Source organism: Longimycelium tulufanense (assembly GCF_014645795.1).
In the GTDB taxonomy this organism is placed as follows: domain Bacteria; phylum Actinomycetota; class Actinomycetes; order Mycobacteriales; family Pseudonocardiaceae; genus Longimycelium; species Longimycelium tulufanense.
Map to the genome: position 1 here is coordinate 23,597 of NZ_BMMK01000033.1, position 16,572 is coordinate 40,168.

Genomic DNA, 16,572 nt, shown 5'->3' on the forward strand with positions numbered 1-16,572 from the left:
CGGCGTGGTTCATCTCACGCCGGCTGCGGTGATGGTCAATTAGCACAACGAGGCGCCAATTAACACGAATGGAACATCGTGGTATCGCACAGTAACAAGTTGCGGTGCTAAACCAGTCCTTATGCACCTGACGCCCCAGGAACGGGACAAGCTGCTCGTGCATGTGGCCGCTGACCTGGCCCGTCGTCGCCTGGAGCGGGGTGTGCGGCTCAACCATCCGGAGGCGGTGGCCCTCATCACCGCCCACGTGTTGGAAGGAGCGCGCGACGGGCGGACGGTCGCCGAGCTGACGGCCAGCGGTCGTGCGGTGCTGCGTCGCGACGAGGTGCTGGAGGGGGTGCCGGAGCTGGTCGACTCGGTGCAGGTGGAGGCGACCTTCCCGGACGGGACCAAGCTGGTGACGGTGCACGACCCGATCCACTAGCCGCCCCCGCGGCTCCGGTAGCGATCCCTGGCAGTGGAGGTAGGCGTGCGCCCTGGCGAAATCATCCCGGCCGCCGAGCCGGTGCGGCTCAACCCGGGCCGGCCACGGCTGCGGCTGACCGTGGTCAACGTGGCGGACCGGCCGGTGCAGGTCGGCTCCCACTTCCACCTCGCCGCGGCCAACCCGGGGCTGGAGTTCGACCGGGCGGCCGCCTGGGGGCACCGGCTGGACGTACCGGCGGGCACCGCGGTGCGGTTCGAGCCCGGCGTGGCCCGTGAGGTCGATGTGATCCCGATCGGCGGCCGGCGGGTGGTGCCCGGCTTGCGGCCGGAGTGGGCCGGGGTGCTGGACGAGCGCGGCCCGGAGCCGACCGGGTCGGGGAAGGCGGGACAGTGAGCGAGGCGGTGCCCGGCCCGATGGTCGAGCGGGAGCGGTACGTCGAGCTGCTCGGCCCCACCACCGGCGACCGGATCAGGCTCGCCGACACGAACCTGCTGGTCGAGGTGACCGAGGACCGCGCGCGGGGACCGGAGGGTTGCGGGGACGAGGTCATCTTCGGCGGCGGCAAGGTGGTCCGGGAGTCGATGGGGCAGGCGGTCGCGACCCGCGCCGAGGGAACGCCGGACGTGGTGGTGACCGGCGTGGTCGTGCTGGACCACTGGGGTGTGGTCAAGGCCGATGTCGGTATCCGGGACGGCCGGATCGTCGGGATCGGCAAGGCCGGCAACCCCGACACCATGGACGGCGTCGACCCCGCGCTGGTGATCGGGCCGGGCACGGAGATCATCGTGGGCAACGGCAAGATCCTCACCGCGGGAGGCGTCGACTGCCACGTGCACTTCGTCTGCCCGCAGCTGGTGGAGACCGCGCTGGCGTCCGGGCTGACCACCCTGGTCGGCGGCGGTACCGGTCCGGCGGAGGGAAGCAAGGCCACGACCGTCACACCGGGCGCGTGGAACATCGCCCGGATGCTCGGCGCACTGGACGGCCTTCCGGTGAACGTCCTGTTCCTGGGCAAGGGAAACACCGTCCGCGCCGACGCGCTGTGGGAGCAACTGCGTGCCGGAGCTGGTGGATTCAAGCTGCACGAGGACTGGGGATCGACCCCCGCCGCGATCGACGCCGCCCTGCGGGTGGCCGACGAGAGCGGTGTGCAGGTGGCCCTCCACACCGACACGCTCAACGAGGCCGGGTTCGTGGAGTCCACCCTGGATGCTATCGGTGGGCGGTCGATCAACGCCTACCACACCGAGGGAGCCGGCGGCGGCCACGCACCGGACATCATTCGCGTCGTGGGGGAGCCGAACGTGTTGCCGTCCTCCACCAACCCCACGCGACCGCACACCGTTAACACCCTCGAGGAGCACCTCGACATGTTGATGGTGTGCCACCACCTCAACCCGTCGGTCCCGGAGGACCTGGCGTTCGCGGAAAGCCGGATCCGGCCGACCACGATCGCCGCCGAGGACGTCCTGCACGACATCGGCGCGATCTCGATGATGAGCTCCGACGCACAGGCGATGGGCCGCATCGGTGAGGTCATCGTGCGGACCTGGCAGACCGCGCACGTGATGAAGGAGCGCCGTGGCGCGTTGCGCGGCGACGGTACCGCCGACAACCTGCGTGCGCGGCGCTACGTCGCGAAGTACACGATCAACCCGGCCATCGCGCACGGCTTCGACCACGAGGTCGGCTCGGTGGAGGTGGGCAAGCTCGCCGACCTCGTGTTGTGGGAACCGCGGTTCTTCGGGGTGCGGCCGCATCTGGTACTCAAGGGCGGCTTCGTGGCCTGGGCCCAGATGGGCGACCCCAACGCCTCCATCCCGACGCCGCAGCCCGTGTGGGGACGGCCGATGTTCGGTGCCGCACCGCGTCCCGCCGCCAACGGCAGCGCGCACTTCGTCGCCGAGGCGGCGCTGGCGGACGGACTGCCGGAGCGGTTGGGCACCGCCACGCCGATGGTCGCGGTGCGGGACACGCGCCGGCGGGGCAAGGCCGACATGGTGCTCAACGACCTGGTGCCGAAGGTGGAGGTCGACCCGGACAGCTTCGCCGTGTACATCGAGGGCGAGCCGGTCGAGCCGGCTCCCGTGGCCGAGCTGCCCATGGCGCAGCGGTACTTCCTGTTCTGAGAAGGGGGGTCCACGATGGATGTTCTGGAGGTGACGGGTGCGGCGGCGGTGCTGTCGCTGGCCGACTCCCGCTTCCCCGGTGGCGGACACGTGCACTCCGGTGGGCTGGAGGAGGCGGTCGCCCGCGGGCTCGCCACCGACGAGCGCCAGCTGGCCTCCTTCCTGTACGGCCGGCTGCGCACCGCGGGTGAGCTGGCCGCCGTCTTCGCCGCCGCGGCCACCCATGCCGCGCGGCAGCGGGCCGACCGGAAGACGTGGATCGAGCTGGATGTCGAGCTGGATGCCCGCACCCCCTCGCCCGCGCAACGCGAGGCGTCCCGCGCCCAGGGGCGGGGCACCGCGCGGGCCGGCCGGGCGGCGTGGCCCAACCCGGTGCTCGACGACCTGCTGGCGGTCACGCCCCGCCCGCACCACCCGGTCACCGTCGGTGCCCTCGTCGGGATCGCCGGCGGAACACCGCGGCAGGCCGCCCTGTCCGTCACTTACCTGTCCGTGAGCGGGCCGGCCAGCGCCGCCGTCCGCCTGCTCGGGCTCGACCCGTTCGGCGTCAACGCCGTCGTGGTGTCGCTGTCGCCCGAGATGGAGCGCATCGCCGCGGAAGCGGCCGAACAGGCCGAGCTGCCAGCAACGGAACTACCGGCGCCGAACGCGCCGGCACTGGACCTCTTCGCCGAGGCCCACGACCGCATTCATCGCGAGGAGGTGCGTCTCTTTGCCAGCTGAGAACGAGCACGGCCACGGGCATGGCCATGGCCACCGGCACCCGGTCAACTTCGACCCCACCGCAACGGAACCGGACCCCCACCCCCGCCGGGTGGACATCGGTCGTGCGTTCCGGATCGGCATCGGTGGGCCCGTCGGCTGTGGCAAGACCGCCCTGGTGGCCGCGCTCTGCCGCGCGCTGGGCGACGAGCTGGAACTGGCCGTCGTGACCAACGACATCTACACCACCGAGGACGCGGACTTCCTGCGCCGGGCCGGTGTTCTCGACCCGGCGCGCATCGAGGCCGTGCAGACCGGTGCCTGCCCGCACACCGCCATCCGGGACGACATCACCGCCAACCTGGACGCGGTCGAGCGGCTGGAACAGCGCTTTGCCGGGCTCGAACTCGTGATCATCGAGAGCGGTGGCGACAACCTCACGGCCACGTTCAGCCGCGGCCTGGTGGACCGGCAGATCTTCGTGGTCGACGTTTCCGGCGGCGACAAGGTGCCGCGCAAGGGAGGCCCCGGTGTCACCACGGCCGACCTGCTCCTCATCAACAAGGTCGACCTCGCCGAGCAGGTGGGCGCCGACATGGAGGTCATGGTTTCCGACGCGCACCGGATGCGCCGGCACGAGCTGCCGGTGATCACGCAGTCCTTGGTGCGCACACCGGACGCACCTGACGTGGCGGCCTGGGTACGCGCCCAACTCGGCACCACGGCTGCGGGAAACAACGGCACGCAGCTCACCACAGGAACGACGTGACGTCGCTCCCCGCTGGCGGGACGCGGTGGGCGACGTCGGAGTTGTCGGCCAGCTCCTCCCCGGTCTTTCGGCCGGGGAGGAGCCTGGTCTGAAGGCGATCGGAACTGGTGATGAAGGCATCCGCGCGGCTCGTGGTCGAGCGCGACAGCGCCGGCCGCAGCGTGGTGCGCGAGCTGCGCTCCATGTCGCCGCTCACGCTGGTGCCGCGCCGCTCCCTGCTCGCCAACGCCACCGGCCCCGCGCTGGTCCACCTGGTCAGCTCGGCCACCGCCCCGCTCGGTGGGGACGACCTGGAACTGAGCGTCCTGGTCGGACCGGGCGCCCACCTCCGGCTGCACGGGGTGGCGGCCACGCTCGCCCTGCCCGGCCATCGGCCGGGCGGCAGCCGGATGACCCTGCACCTTCAGGTCGCCGACGGTGGCCGTCTCGAATACCTGCCGGAACCGACCGTGGTGACGGCGCGTGCCGACCACCACGCGGAACTGTGTGCCGACCTGGCCGGTGACGCCCGCCTCCGCTGCCGCGAGGTCCTCGTCCTGGGCCGCAGCGGCGAACGCCCGGGCCGGCTGCGCAGCGACATCCGTCTCACCCGCGACGGTGACCCGCTGCTGCGACAACGCCTCGATGTCGGCGACCCCACACTCGACAGCACTCCCGCCCACCTGGCCGGACACCGCGTGCTGGCCACCGAGCTGCTGGTGTGGGGCGCCGATCCGGCCGAACCGGTCAGCGGCGACTGGTGGTCGTTGGCACCGCTGGCCCGGGGCGGCTCGCTCGCCACCGTGCTCGCCGACGACACCGTGGCCGCCGACCGGATGCTGCGCACCGCCCTCGCGGCGCACCCGGGATTGGACAAAGCGGAAGCGGGTACCGCGGATGGGGTGACGCGCGTCGCTGGGATCGCATGATCTGAACCGATCGCTGAACCGATAAGGCAGCCCTCGTCCCGTGTGACGCTGGAGCCATCACCGCTCGGGCGGTTCCGGGGACCCGGTACCAGCCCGTACGGTCCGTCGACACGATCCGTGGCCGGCGACCCGGGAACTCCGGTCGCGCCCGGGTCGGCTGAAGTCCGGGAGGGAGTGAGGTATGCCGGAGGGAAACGTCGCGCTGCCGGCGATGCGGGTGTCCTATGAGGCCGGTGCACTCGACGAGGCCGCCCTCGCCCCGACATGGCACGAACAGCTCCAGGAATGGCTCGACGAGGCGGTACGCACCGGCTTGGCCGAGCCGAACGCCATGGTGCTGGCCACCGCCGACCCCGAGGGCCGGCCCTCCTCGCGCACCGTGCTGTGCAAGACCCTCGACGCGCGCGGAGTCGTCTTCTTCACCAACTTCACCTCGACCAAGAGCCACGACCTGCAGGCCACCCGGTACGCCTCGGCGACCTTCCCGTGGATCGCGATGCAGCGGCAGGCCACCGTGCGCGGGCCGGTCGAGCGCGTGAGCGCCGCGGAGACGGCCGCGTACTGGGAGAGCCGCCCGCGCGGCTCACAGCTCGGCGCGTGGGCCTCGCCGCAGTCCCGCGTGGTGGCCGACCGGCACGCGCTGGACGCCGCGCTGGCCGCTGTCGAGCGGCGGTTCGCCGACGCCGAGAAGGTGCCGGTGCCGCCGCACTGGGGTGGCTGGCGGATCCGGCCGGAGGTGGTCGAGTTCTGGCAGGGCCGCCCGGACCGGATGCACGACCGGCTGCGGTACCGCGACAGCCACGACGGATGGGTGATCGAGCGCCTCGGCCCCTGATCCCCGGACAACTCGACACCGTTGGCGAAGCACCGATCGACGTCCTGGGCGAGGAGACCGATGGGCGGACACCCGGCGCCGCTCGGTGGGAAGGCACGCTCGTACCCCAGAACGTCACCGCCTGCTCGGTCTGATCAGCACGTGATTGCGGAGTAGGTACTCGTCGATGTGTGGCCCAGCTCGCGCTGAGCCACAGTCCCCCGCCACTCGTTCGCCAACGAGATCCCGGACGCTTCCGACGGAGGCCGGTGCCCCACGGTTCATCTCGTGTGACGTCGGCCTCCCATCACGTCCGGGCACGTGTCGCGTGGGCAATAACACCGGTGCCCGCCCGGCAGCCGTTACTTAGGCTAAGCATCGTGTCTGGGGAGCAGGTCGACGAGCGTTCGCCCGAAGGATCACCGGTACCGTCGACCCCCCGGCCCTGGCCCCGGCGCCTGCTCGGCAGGCTGGTCATCGACACCCGGCCCCTGCGGTACCCCGCCTACCGGCGTCTCTGGGCCTCCACCGTGGTCACCTCGATCGGCAGCCAGCTGACCACGGTCGCGGTCCCGAAGCAGATCTACGACCTGACCAGCTCCTCCGGTTACGTCGGCCTCGCCGGCGTGTTCGGCCTGGTTCCGTTGGTTGTCTTCGGGCTGTGGGGCGGGGCGATCGCCGATGCCGTCGACCGACGCAAGCTGCTCCTCGTCACCAACGCCGGGATCGCCGTCACCTCGCTGTTGTTCTGGGCGCAGGCCGCACTTGACAACCAGTCGGTGTGGCTCGTGCTGGGTCTGCTCGCCGTACAACAGGGACTGTTCGCGGTCAACATGCCGGCGCGCAGCGCGTCCATCCCCCGGCTCATTCCCGAGGCGCTGCTGCCATCCGCGAACGCGCTGGGTATGACCGTCATGCAGTTCGGTGCCGTGATGGGGCCTCTGCTGGCCGGTGTCATGCTGCCCGTGCTCGGGCTGTCCACTCTCTACCTCGTCGACACCCTGGCCTTGGTCGCGACGTTGTGGGCGGTGTGGAGGCTGCCACCACTGCCGCCGCTGGGTGAGCGGCCGAGCCGCGCCGGACTCCGCGACATCGTCGACGGGTTCCGCTACCTGGCAACACGGGGGGTGCTGCTCGTCTCCTATCTCGCCGACATCATCGCGATGGTGGCCGGCATGCCGCGCGCCCTGTTCCCGGAGATGGCGGCCCACAACTTCGGTGACTCGGGTGGCGGCGCGTTGGGCTGGCTCTTCGCCGGGATCCCCGTCGGTGCCCTCCTCTGCGGCCTGCTGTCCGGTTGGGCGTCCCGGATCAGCCGGCAGGGCCTGGCGGTGACCGTGTCGGTGTGCGTGTGGGGCCTGGCGATCGTCGGGTTCGCCCTGTCCCCGACGCTGCCGATCGCCGTGTTCTTCCTCGCGGTGGGCGGCGCGGCCGACTTCATCAGCATGGTGTTCCGGGGCTCGATGCTCCAGGCCGCGGCGACCGACGAGATGCGGGGCCGGATGCAGGGCGTGTTCAACGTCGTGGTCGCGGGTGGGCCGCGACTGGCCGATGTCGTGCACGGCTCGGCCGGCGTGGTGGTCGGGGCGACCGCGGCCGCCGCGGGCGGCGGAATTCTGACGGTGGTACTCATGCTCGCCGCGGCGGTGGCCGTGCCATCGTTCCTCCGCTACCGCGCGGACTCCGCTCGGTGAAGCTCCGGCATCCGGGATCTCACGCCCGGTGCGTGCCGGTCGGGGCCGGTTCGTACGTGTCCAGGTGGAGGGACCGGCGTCACCGGTTTCTTGATCCCTCGTTGTGGTGGCAAACCGGCGGTGGGCAGGCAGCGGCGCCAGCACCGGTCGGGGCCGCTGGAGCCCCCTGCTGCCGCCGAGGAGTCTCAATGTTCCGTCACATGTCCGTCCCGGTCCTGCTCACCGCCCTGCTCGCTACCGGATGCGGTGGTGGGAAACCGGCACCGAGCAATCTCGCTGTTAAACCCACCTTCCCGGCTCCACTCACGGCGTGCTCGCTGCTGTCGGAGCAGCAGGTTGCCTCGGCCTTCGGCGCCGCGGGGGTCAAGGCGGAGGAACAGCAGGTCACGGACCTGGGGGAGAAGAAGGTGCACGGCTGCGCCTACCGTCGGGGCTCGTTCGTCGTCGTGGTCACCCTGATCACCGGCGTCGAGGCCGAACCCGAGGACGCCGTGCGGGACAACGCGCGTGACCCGCAGGCGTCGCCGGTGAATGGCGTCGGTGGCTACGCGCTCGGCTATCGGTCCGCGCTCGGGCAGGAAATCGTCGTCAGCGGCGTGCGGAGAGCGGAGGAGACCCGCGTGACCACGATCAGCGGCCCGGGCGGTTCCCAGGACAAGCTCGCCGCCCTACTGCGGGACATCCTCACCAAGCTCTGAGGAAACGGGCCGGGCGGGTAGACAGTCGGTGACGGCTCCCTGCCCCGAGCCTCGGTGACGGGATCATCCGGCGGTCATGGGCCGTGACCACCCCGGACCGCCGACTGCCCCTGAATACGGGTTGGCACTGATCGTGGCGTCGACTGTCCGCACCCGCCCCCCGCGCGGCACACTCGTGGACCATGGCGGGCGAGACGAGGGGACCGGTGCCGACCCCGCACGCGGGCCAGCCCGAGCTGAAGCGGGCGATCGGTCCGACGCTGCTCTGGTTCTTCGTGATCGGGGACATCCTCGGCACGGGCATCTACGCGTTGACGGGAGTCGTGGCCGGCAAGATCGGTGGCGCGCTGTGGCTGCCGTTCCTGCTGGCGTTCGTGGTCGCGTTCCTGACCGCGTTCAGCTACCTGGAACTGGTCGGCAAGTACCCGAAGGCGGCCGGCGCCGCGCTCTACACGAACCGCGCCTTCCACATCCACATCCTGACCTTCATGGTGGCGTTCGCCGTGATGTCCTCCGGCCTCACCTCGGCTTCCTCGGCAGCGCGCGCGTTCAGCGGCACCTACCTGCAGCAGTTCGTCACCATCCCGGCGTGGGTGGTGGCTGTCGCGTTCGTCGTGCTGCTCGCGCTCATCAACTTCCGCGGGGTCGCCGAGTCGGTGAAGACCAACGTGGTGCTGACCTGCGTGGAGCTGGCCGGCCTGCTGGTCGTCGTCGGAATCGGCGTCTGGGCGGTGACGCAGGGCAGGGGCGAGCCGGGCCGGCTGCTGGAGTTCAACACCGCCGACCAGAGCGTGTTGATCGCCATCACCTCGGCCACCTCGCTGGCGTTCTTCGCGATGGTCGGCTTCGAGGACTCGGTCAACATGGCCGAGGAGACCAGGAACCCGTCCCGGATCTTCCCGCGGTCGATGCTGCTCGGCATGGCGTCCGCGGGCCTGATCTACCTGCTGGTGGCCGTCACGTCCTCGCTGCTGGTGCCGGTCGAGGAACTCAGTGCCGCCGGCGGCGGTGCGTTGCTGCGGGTCGTGCAGGTCGGCGCGGAACACTTCCCACTGCAGTTGTTCGCGTTCATCGGCCTGTTCGCGGTGAGCAACTCGGCGCTGATCAACATGCTCATGGCCAGCCGACTGGTTTACGGCATGGCCAACGAGCGGATCATTCCCGGCGTGTTCGGCCTCGTGCACCCGCTCCGCCGCACGCCCTGGGTGGCGATTCTCTTCACCACCGCCATTGCGGTCCTTCTGGTGACCAATGTCGACCTGGCGCTGCTCGGTGGCACCACATCCCTGTTGCTGCTGGCCGTCTTCACCATCGTCAACGTCGCGGTCCTGGTGCTGCGGCGGGAACCGGTGAAGCACAAGCACTTCCGGGCACCCACCGCCGTGCCGGTGCTCGGCGCGCTCACCTGCGCCTATTTGGCCAGCCCACTGTCCGGCCGCCCACCGCGCGAGTACGTCATCGCCGGCATCCTGCTGCTGGTCGGCCTGGTGCTGTGGGGAATCAACCGACTGTTCGTGGGCAAGGTGGACTTCAACGCCAGCAAGCTGGAGAAGTAGTCAGGCGTCGAACGGGAACCGGCTGTGGCCACTGCGCCGCAGGTCCCCGGCTGGGAGCGCAAGGTGCGGGCCTGCTACGCCCGCCGGTCACGAGGCCGGAATCTACGTGGAGAAGAGCGCGAGCAGCGGGCGTCTCGGCGGTATCCCCGAAGGGAAGAAGGCCAAGGCGAAGTGCTACTCGGAACCCGGTGAATCCTACGGGGCGTGCGGGCAGTGTGGCCCTCTGCCGGCGACAACCACTTTCGCAGGTCCCAGGGAAAACACGGCGACACATCGTCGTCGTTCCCAATAAGGCACCTCGCGTCGAGACCCAGTCCGGGTGACGGGAGTGCGTACGGACAAGGTCCAGACATTCCTCCTTCCGGGCATCGCGCGGCCGAGATCTGGCCGTCTCCGGGCCGGTGCGATCTACCCTGGGCCGATGCTCGTCACGGGGGAGCAGTTCGAGATCCGGCGGGGCACCGTCCGGGCGGTGGCCACCGAGGTCGGCGGGGCGTTGCGGCTCTTCGAGGTGGACGGCGTGCCCTACCTCGAGAGCTACGGCGCGGACATCGCACCGCCGTGCGCGGCCGGCGCCGTGCTGGTGCCGTGGCCGAACCGGGTGGCCGACGGCCGGTGGACCTTCGCCGGCCACGCCCAGCAGCTCGCGCTGACCGAGCCACTGCGGCACCACGCGATCCACGGCCTGGCCCGCTACCTGTGCTGGCAGCCGATCCATCGCACCGTCGACTCCGTCGAACTGGCAGCCATGATCAACGTCCAGCCGGGCTGGCCCGTCCCGGTACGCGCCACGATCCGCTACGCGGTCGACGACAACGGGCTCACCGTCACGCACACGGTCACGAACATGGGAAACGAGACCGTCCCGGTCGGCGTCGGCGCCCACCCCTACCCCCGCGTCGGCCACGTGGCCACCGATGACTGCCGCCTGCGCCTGGCGGCCAGCACGGTGCTGCCCGTCGACGTCCGCCAGCTTCCCGCCGGCCCGGAGAAGCCGGTGGCCGGGACCGAGTACGACTTCCGCTCGCCGAAGCCAGTGCGTGACGTCAAGCTCGACACCGCCTTCGGCGGCTGCGCTCCGGCCCCGTCGGACCCCGAGCACCTGGTCCGGCATGCGGTACTGGCCCCCGACGGTTCCGGCGTGGAGCTGTGGGCCGAGCCGGCGTTCGGCTGGGTGCAGGTCTACACCGCCGGGAACTTCCCCGGCCGCGGCCGGGCGATCGCGATCGAGCCGATGACCTGCCCGCCGGACGCCCTCAACTCCGGTACCGACCTGCACCACCTGGAGCCGACCGTCACCCGGTCCTTCCGCTGGGGGCTGACGCCATTGCCCCCGACCACCGGGAGTCGTTAGCTTTCCTAACCATGCTGACTGCGATCACCGGTGGGTACGTCGTCCCGGTCGACGGCGACCCCATTCCCGGGGGCACCGTGTTGCTCCGCGACGGCCGGATCGCGGCCGTCGGCCCGACCGGCGAGGTCGAGGTCCCGGCCGACGCCGACATCGTGGATGCCACGGGGAAGTGGGTGCTGCCCGGCTTCGTCGAGGCACACGGCCACGTCGGTGTCCTGGAGGAGGGCGAGGGCTGGGCCGGCGACGACACCAATGAGATGACCGACCCGAACGGCGCGCGCCTGCGCGCGCTGGACGCCATCAACCCCGCCGACGTCGGCTTCGTCGACGCGCTGTCCGGCGGGGTCACCAGCGTCGTCGTCAAGCCGGGCTCGGGCAACCCGATCGGCGGCCGCACGGTCGCCGTGAAGTGCTGGGGCCGCACGGTCGACGAGATGTTGATCCGCGAGGCCAGCGTCAAGAGCGCCCTGGGCGAGAACCCCAAGCGCGTCTACGGCAACAAGGACAAGACACCATCCACCCGGCTCGGCGTCACCGCGATCATCCGGGACGCGCTGACCAAGGCCCAGGACTACCGGGCCAAGCGCGCGGAGGCCGCGTCCGAGGGCAGGCCGTTCGACCGCGACCAGACCATGGAGACCCGGGTCCAGGTGCTCGACGGCGAGCTGCCGTGGTGCCAGCACAGCCATCGCGCCGACGACATCGCCACCGCCATCCGGCTGTCCGAGGAGTTCGGCTACCGGCTGATCCTCAACCACGGCACCGAGGCACACCTGCTGGCCGACCTGATCGCCGGGAAGGCCATCCCGGTGATCAGCGGCCCGCTGATCGTGGGGCGGCTCAAGGTCGAGGTGCGTGGCCGCACCTTCCGCAACCCCGGGATCCTGGACCGCGCCGGCGTGAAGGTCGCGTTGACCACCGACCACCCCGTGGTGCCGATCAACTTCCTGGTGCACCAGGCCACTTTCGCGGTCAAGGACGGTATGGACCGCGACGCCGCGCTGCGCTCCATCACCCGCAACCCCGCGGAAATCATGGGTCTGGGCGATCGGGTCGGTGTGCTCCGGCCGGGCCTGGACGCCGATGTCGTGGTCTGGTCCGGCGACCCGCTCGACGTGATGAGCCGAGCACTGCGGGTCTTCGTCAACGGCCGCGAGGTCTACCACTACGACGAGGAACGCGGCGAGGGCGTGGTCGTCGACCCGTTCTACAGTGAGCCGATCGGCGGTTGAACTGGGCTGACACGGGTGCGGCGTCGGAACCGTCGAGCCGTGGGCGCCGCACCCGTGAACCTGTTATGGAGAGCGCGGTGGCGTTATTCTCGCTGCCCCACTCGCGGTCGCCACGCGGTCACCGGCTCGATCCGGTGCGTGGGACGAAGTCAGGAGAAGTCACGTGATCCTCGTCGGTGGTGAAGCCCTGGTCGACCTGGTACCGGCGGAAAGTGCCGCGCCGGGGGAGCTGGCACCGCTGCTCCCTCGCCTCGGCGGTGGCCCGCTCAATGTCGCGGTGACGCTCGGTCGCCTTGGGGTGCCCGTCCGGTTCCTTTCCCGCATCTCCACGGATTCCTTTGGAGATGCGCTGATCGACCGGCTCCGGGTGTCCCAAGTGGACACTGTTTTGGTGCAACGTGGCGGTGAGCCAACGACGCTGGCCGTTGTCGGGCTTGCCGAGGACGGATCGGCGCGATACTCGTTCCATGTTGCGGAAACCGCAGATCGTCTCGTCGTCGATCCTGGTGAACTACCGGCGGATGTCCGTGCCGTGTCTCTCGGAACCCTGTCACTGGTACTGGAACCGGGTGCCACCACCTACGAGACGGTGTTGCGGCGCGCGTCGGCTGCCGGCTGCCTGGTTGCGCTCGACCCGAACGTGCGGGCGGACCTGGTACCTGATCCCGCCGCTTATCGCGCCCGATTCCGCTCCTGGCTGCCGGATGTGGGCCTGCTCAAGGCATCCGACGATGACGTGCGTTGGCTCGCGGAAGGTGCGGATCCCATGACCGCGGTGCGCGGGTGGCTTGCGGAAGGTCCCGCCGCGGTGGTTCTCACCCGGGGCTCGGCCGGGCTCACCGCGCTCACGGGACGCGGTGAGTGGGTGGAGGTGCCGCCGTGTCCGGTGTTTGTCGTGGACACGATTGGCGCCGGGGACACCGTGCAGGGCGCATTGCTGGCGTGGCTGCACCAGCGTGATGCGTTGTCCGTCGATGCGGTGCGGGACCTGGACGCTGAAGCGTGGCGCGAGGCGTTGTCCTTCGCGGCCGCCGCAGCGGCCGTCACGTGCTCGCGGGCCGGTGCCGAGCCCCCGTACGCGGCCGAGCTGCGTCACCTGGGGTACTGTCCCGGGGACAGGCGGTAGTCGAGCATTCTTCACATCCTCGGACGTCCGACGCTGGTCTGGACCACCACGGGTTCGTGGGTCACACCCCGCGCCGTCGGGCGACCCGCCGAGGGTGACCCCGGGCACGCTGTTCCCGTGGTCGGCTCGATGCAGTTCGCAGTCGCCGGACCCGTTCGCGTGTGATACCCGTCCCACCTCGACCCGGGGGTTAACGCGGCTGCTGCGCGGGGGGTGCCGTGCCGACTAGCGTGAGGGACTGACAGGACCCCAACGGGGCGGTGCTGCGGTGCGGTCGACCGACCGGCGCGCTCGACAGACCTGCTGGCCGGCGTCGAAGCTGACCCGCTACCGGTCGAGCTTTCAGCATCGTCTCGTCCGAGCGTGAGAGGGACTTGAATGCCCGACGCGACGACCGCGAACCGAACCGTCGCGCTGCGCCACGACGGCGGCGAGCACGAGATGACCGTGGTGCCCGCGACCGAGGGTGCGTCTGGAATCGATCTCGGCAAGCTGCTGGCGAAGATTGGGATGGTGACGCTGGACCCGGGTTTCGTCAACACCGCGTCCTGCTCCTCCGGCATCACCTACATCGACGGTGACGCGGGAATCCTGCGCTACCGCGGCTACCCGATCGAGCAGCTGGCCGAGCACTCGACCTTCCTCGAGACCAGCTACCTGCTCATCTACGGCACGCTGCCGACGCAGACCGAGCTCGACGAGTTCACCGATCGGATCCGGCGGCACACGCTGCTGCACGAGGACCTGAAACGGTTCTTCGACGGTTTCCCGCGCGACGCGCACCCGATGCCGGTGCTCTCCTCCGCGGTCTCCGCGCTGTCGACCTTCTACCAGGACAGCCTGAACCCGTTCGACGACCGGCAGGTGGAGATGTCCACCATCCGGTTGCTCGCGAAGCTGCCGACGATTGCCGCCTACGCGTACAAGAAGTCCGTCGGCCAGCCGTTCCTCTACCCGGACAACTCGATGGGCCTGGTGGAGAACTTCCTGCGGATGACCTTCGGGCTCCCGGCCGAGCCGTACTCGCCGGACCCGGTGTTGACCAAGGCGCTCGACCAGCTGTTCATCCTGCACGCCGACCACGAGCAGAACTGCTCGACGTCGACCGTGCGGCTGGTGGGCTCGTCGCAGGCCAACATGTTCGCCAGCATCTCGGCCGGGATCAACGCGTTGTTCGGCCCGCTGCACGGCGGTGCGAACCAGGCGGTGCTGGAGATGCTGGACGGCATCCGGCACAACGGTGGCGACGTCGACACCTTCGTGCGCAAGGTGAAGAACAAGGAGGACGGCGTCAAGCTGATGGGCTTCGGCCACCGGGTCTACAAGAACTACGACCCGCGCGCCGCCATCATCAAGAAGACCGCCGACGAGGTGCTGGGCAAGCTGGGCGGTGACGACGAACTGCTCGGCATCGCCAAGGCCCTGGAGGAGCGGGCGCTGTCCGACGACTACTTCGTGCAGCGCAAGCTCTACCCGAACGTCGACTTCTACACCGGCCTGATCTACCGCGCGATGGGATTCCCGACGCGGATGTTCACCGTGCTGTTCGCCCTGGGCCGGTTGCCGGGCTGGATCGCGCACTGGCGCGAGATGATGAAGGACCCGGCCACCAAGATCGGGCGCCCGCGCCAGGTCTACACCGGCGAGCCGGAGCGTGCCTACGTGCCGGCCAGCGAGCGCTGAACGCGGCGACCACACCGCGAGCTCGACCTTCTCCGCCCCGGGGCGGTCGCCACACCGGCGACCCCACCCCGGGGCGGTTGTGTGTCTACGCCGAGGAACTCACAGCCCGCGGCTGACGTTGTGAGCGGATTCCCTTACTCCGCAGGAATGTCGTAGGAGAGCTCGTAGCGGTCAGCAGAGAGGATCATGTCATTTACCTCTACTGGCTTACCGTCTACTGTGTACGCAATGCGGGTCACGACGATGACAGGTACACCACTGGCAAGCTGAAGTAGGGATGCTTCGTCTGGCGTAGGCATCCGTGCCGTGACGGTCTCATTGAAGTGCCCAAGCCTGAACCCTGCCTCTTCGAGTCGCGCGTAAGCGCCACCCTGCCCGGTCTCAACCTGTTCAACAGCGGGCGCTTGACGAGTGACGTCCCGGGGAAGTCGAGAGATCGCAAGCTGCACCGGCAAACCATCGGCTCGCATTACTCGGTCGCGGACGGTGACCTCGGTGCCGTCCTCAATCTCCAGGCTCTGAGCGGTTGCTTCATCGGCTGGCTCGAACCTGATTCGCACAGTGACACTCGGCGTGAACCCACCTTGAGCCGCATCACCCAGGAACATGCCCTGGTTCGCATCCCTTGCGGCGCGCGACAGCCGACTACGTGAGAGTCGTTGCACGGTAGTGGGCGGTCGAACGAAGACGCCGCGACCGTGTTCGACCGTGACGACTCCCTCGCTGCGGAGTAGCCCGACGGCATCGCGAACAGTGACTCGCGAGACGCCGTAGGACTCCACCAGTTCCCGCTCGGAGGGAAGCTGCGTGCCGGGAGACAGATTGCCGCTCTTGATCTTCTCTCGGAGGTCAGCGGCGACCTGGCGGTAGGCGGGAACGCCGCTACTGCGGTCGATCATCTCGGTCTCCACTTTCGTGTGAGGGCCGCTTGACACCCTCGAACGTCGGGGGACAGCCTACCACTGGTTAAGACGTCTTAACCAGTGGTGAGCGTGATCGAGGTTAGGGAGCACCCTAGCCCCGGGCAAGTACCCGGTTGCGTCAGCCGGTCAGTCGTAGAACCAGGAGGAGACCACCTTGGGCAGGTGGGATAGCTGGCACCGCATCGAGTACTACCGGATCGAAGGGAGGGACCGTGTCCTTGCCGAGGTCGTGAACGACCACGGTCCCTATGTCGGGCGTCGGCCAGTCGAGTACGCCCGGCTGGTCCTCGAGGACTTTCTGCGCAAGTGGGAGAAGCCCGAAGGATGATGGCTGGTCACGATCTGGCAGATGGACAGCGAGGGTAAGCACAAGGTGCGCCGCGTTTGTGACCTCGAGCTGGCTTGGTGGTTCGCCGCTCACATCGAGGACCCCAAGGAACGAAAGGCCAAAGTGGTGAAGACCATTGAGCGGCAGCTTGCTGCCGATCCGGGTCCCGGCATGAGTGCGGAAACCATCAGGGAAGCGTTCGCGGAGCGCGGCTAGGAGTAGGGGCGGG

17 protein-coding genes are annotated in these 16,572 nt (G+C 69.6%); 16 read left to right on the top strand and 1 reads right to left on the bottom strand.

What is annotated here, in order from left to right:
* The first annotated feature begins 121 nt into the window (after window positions 1–121).
* From IEY55_RS25305 to IEY55_RS25370, 14 genes are all read left to right on the top strand, one after another.
* Window positions 122–424, top strand: coding sequence for an urease subunit gamma (locus IEY55_RS25305; RefSeq protein ID WP_189061048.1), 303 nt, complete (start codon window positions 122–124; stop codon window positions 422–424).
* Between the two features lie 45 nt (window positions 425–469).
* Entirely contained in the window at window positions 470–820 is a 351-nt protein-coding gene (locus tag IEY55_RS25310; protein ID WP_189061049.1) for an urease subunit beta, read from the top strand.
* Between the two features lie 20 nt (window positions 821–840).
* Window positions 841–2,556 (top strand): urease subunit alpha, encoded by a 1,716-nt coding sequence (locus tag IEY55_RS25315; RefSeq protein ID WP_189061086.1) that lies wholly within the window; start codon window positions 841–843, stop codon window positions 2,554–2,556.
* Window positions 2,557–2,571: 15 nt separating this feature from the next.
* Window positions 2,572–3,279 carry an urease accessory protein UreF gene (locus IEY55_RS25320; protein WP_189061050.1) on the top strand — a complete coding sequence of 236 codons (708 nt, stop codon included), beginning with the start codon at window positions 2,572–2,574 and terminating at the stop codon, window positions 3,277–3,279.
* The gene (ureG, locus tag IEY55_RS25325) at window positions 3,269–4,027 is read left to right on the top strand and encodes an urease accessory protein UreG (RefSeq protein WP_189061051.1); all 759 of its coding nucleotides are present in this window, start codon (window positions 3,269–3,271) and stop codon (window positions 4,025–4,027) included. Before IEY55_RS25320 ends, ureG begins: the two co-directional genes overlap by 11 nt.
* 110 nt (window positions 4,028–4,137) lie before the next feature.
* Window positions 4,138–4,935, top strand: coding sequence for an urease accessory protein UreD (locus IEY55_RS25330; RefSeq protein WP_189061052.1), 798 nt, complete (start codon window positions 4,138–4,140; stop codon window positions 4,933–4,935).
* Window positions 4,936–5,116: 181 nt separating this feature from the next.
* On the top strand, window positions 5,117–5,770 hold the full coding sequence (gene pdxH / locus IEY55_RS25335; protein WP_189061053.1) for a pyridoxamine 5'-phosphate oxidase: 654 nt from the start codon (window positions 5,117–5,119) through the stop codon (window positions 5,768–5,770).
* A 437-nt stretch (window positions 5,771–6,207) separates the two neighbouring features.
* The gene (locus IEY55_RS25340; RefSeq protein ID WP_229686752.1) at window positions 6,208–7,443 is read left to right on the top strand and encodes an MFS transporter; all 1,236 of its coding nucleotides are present in this window, start codon (window positions 6,208–6,210) and stop codon (window positions 7,441–7,443) included.
* 200 nt (window positions 7,444–7,643) lie between these two features.
* Window positions 7,644–8,141 carry a hypothetical protein gene (locus IEY55_RS25345; RefSeq protein ID WP_189061054.1) on the top strand — a complete coding sequence of 166 codons (498 nt, stop codon included), beginning with the start codon at window positions 7,644–7,646 and terminating at the stop codon, window positions 8,139–8,141.
* A 182-nt stretch (window positions 8,142–8,323) separates the two neighbouring features.
* Window positions 8,324–9,697, top strand: coding sequence for an APC family permease (locus IEY55_RS25350; protein ID WP_189061055.1), 1,374 nt, complete (start codon window positions 8,324–8,326; stop codon window positions 9,695–9,697).
* A 421-nt stretch (window positions 9,698–10,118) separates the two neighbouring features.
* Window positions 10,119–11,051 (top strand): aldose 1-epimerase family protein, encoded by a 933-nt coding sequence (locus IEY55_RS25355; protein WP_189061056.1) that lies wholly within the window; start codon window positions 10,119–10,121, stop codon window positions 11,049–11,051.
* 11 nt (window positions 11,052–11,062) lie between these two features.
* The gene (locus IEY55_RS25360; RefSeq protein WP_189061057.1) at window positions 11,063–12,283 is read left to right on the top strand and encodes an amidohydrolase; all 1,221 of its coding nucleotides are present in this window, start codon (window positions 11,063–11,065) and stop codon (window positions 12,281–12,283) included.
* A gap of 163 nt (window positions 12,284–12,446) precedes the next feature.
* Window positions 12,447–13,409 (top strand): carbohydrate kinase family protein, encoded by a 963-nt coding sequence (locus IEY55_RS25365; RefSeq protein WP_189061058.1) that lies wholly within the window; start codon window positions 12,447–12,449, stop codon window positions 13,407–13,409.
* Between the two features lie 378 nt (window positions 13,410–13,787).
* Window positions 13,788–15,092: a citrate synthase gene (locus tag IEY55_RS25370; RefSeq protein WP_189061059.1), complete on the top strand. Its 1,305-nt coding sequence runs from the start codon at window positions 13,788–13,790 to the stop codon at window positions 15,090–15,092.
* A gap of 134 nt (window positions 15,093–15,226) precedes the next feature.
* On the opposite strand, the gene IEY55_RS25375 is transcribed toward IEY55_RS25370, so the two are convergent.
* On the bottom strand, window positions 15,227–15,991 hold the full coding sequence (locus IEY55_RS25375; RefSeq protein ID WP_189061060.1) for a GntR family transcriptional regulator: 765 nt from the start codon (window positions 15,989–15,991) through the stop codon (window positions 15,227–15,229).
* 178 nt (window positions 15,992–16,169) lie between these two features.
* Between IEY55_RS25375 and IEY55_RS25380 the strand changes: the two genes are divergently transcribed.
* A complete protein-coding gene (locus tag IEY55_RS25380) occupies window positions 16,170–16,343 on the top strand; it encodes a hypothetical protein (protein WP_189061061.1) in 174 nt (57 codons plus the stop codon).
* A gap of 21 nt (window positions 16,344–16,364) precedes the next feature.
* Window positions 16,365–16,559, top strand: a complete 195-nt coding sequence (locus IEY55_RS25385) for a hypothetical protein (RefSeq protein ID WP_189061062.1) — start codon at window positions 16,365–16,367, stop codon at window positions 16,557–16,559.
* Window positions 16,560–16,572: the final 13 nt, after the last annotated feature.

Coding starts and splice junctions, on each gene's coding strand:
- IEY55_RS25305 (WP_189061048.1), top strand. CDS start 122: ATGCACCTGACGCCCCAGGAACGGGACAAGCTGCTCGTGCATGTGGCC.
- IEY55_RS25315 (WP_189061086.1), top strand. CDS start 841: ATGGTCGAGCGGGAGCGGTACGTCGAGCTGCTCGGCCCCACCACCGGC.
- IEY55_RS25320 (WP_189061050.1), top strand. CDS start 2,572: ATGGATGTTCTGGAGGTGACGGGTGCGGCGGCGGTGCTGTCGCTGGCC.
- IEY55_RS25330 (WP_189061052.1), top strand. CDS start 4,138: ATGAAGGCATCCGCGCGGCTCGTGGTCGAGCGCGACAGCGCCGGCCGC.
- pdxH (WP_189061053.1), top strand. CDS start 5,117: ATGCCGGAGGGAAACGTCGCGCTGCCGGCGATGCGGGTGTCCTATGAG.
- IEY55_RS25345 (WP_189061054.1), top strand. CDS start 7,644: ATGTCCGTCCCGGTCCTGCTCACCGCCCTGCTCGCTACCGGATGCGGT.
- IEY55_RS25350 (WP_189061055.1), top strand. CDS start 8,324: ATGGCGGGCGAGACGAGGGGACCGGTGCCGACCCCGCACGCGGGCCAG.
- IEY55_RS25355 (WP_189061056.1), top strand. CDS start 10,119: ATGCTCGTCACGGGGGAGCAGTTCGAGATCCGGCGGGGCACCGTCCGG.
- IEY55_RS25360 (WP_189061057.1), top strand. CDS start 11,063: ATGCTGACTGCGATCACCGGTGGGTACGTCGTCCCGGTCGACGGCGAC.
- IEY55_RS25370 (WP_189061059.1), top strand. CDS start 13,788: ATGCCCGACGCGACGACCGCGAACCGAACCGTCGCGCTGCGCCACGAC.
- IEY55_RS25375 (WP_189061060.1), bottom strand. CDS start 15,991: ATGATCGACCGCAGTAGCGGCGTTCCCGCCTACCGCCAGGTCGCCGCT.
- IEY55_RS25385 (WP_189061062.1), top strand. CDS start 16,365: ATGGACAGCGAGGGTAAGCACAAGGTGCGCCGCGTTTGTGACCTCGAG.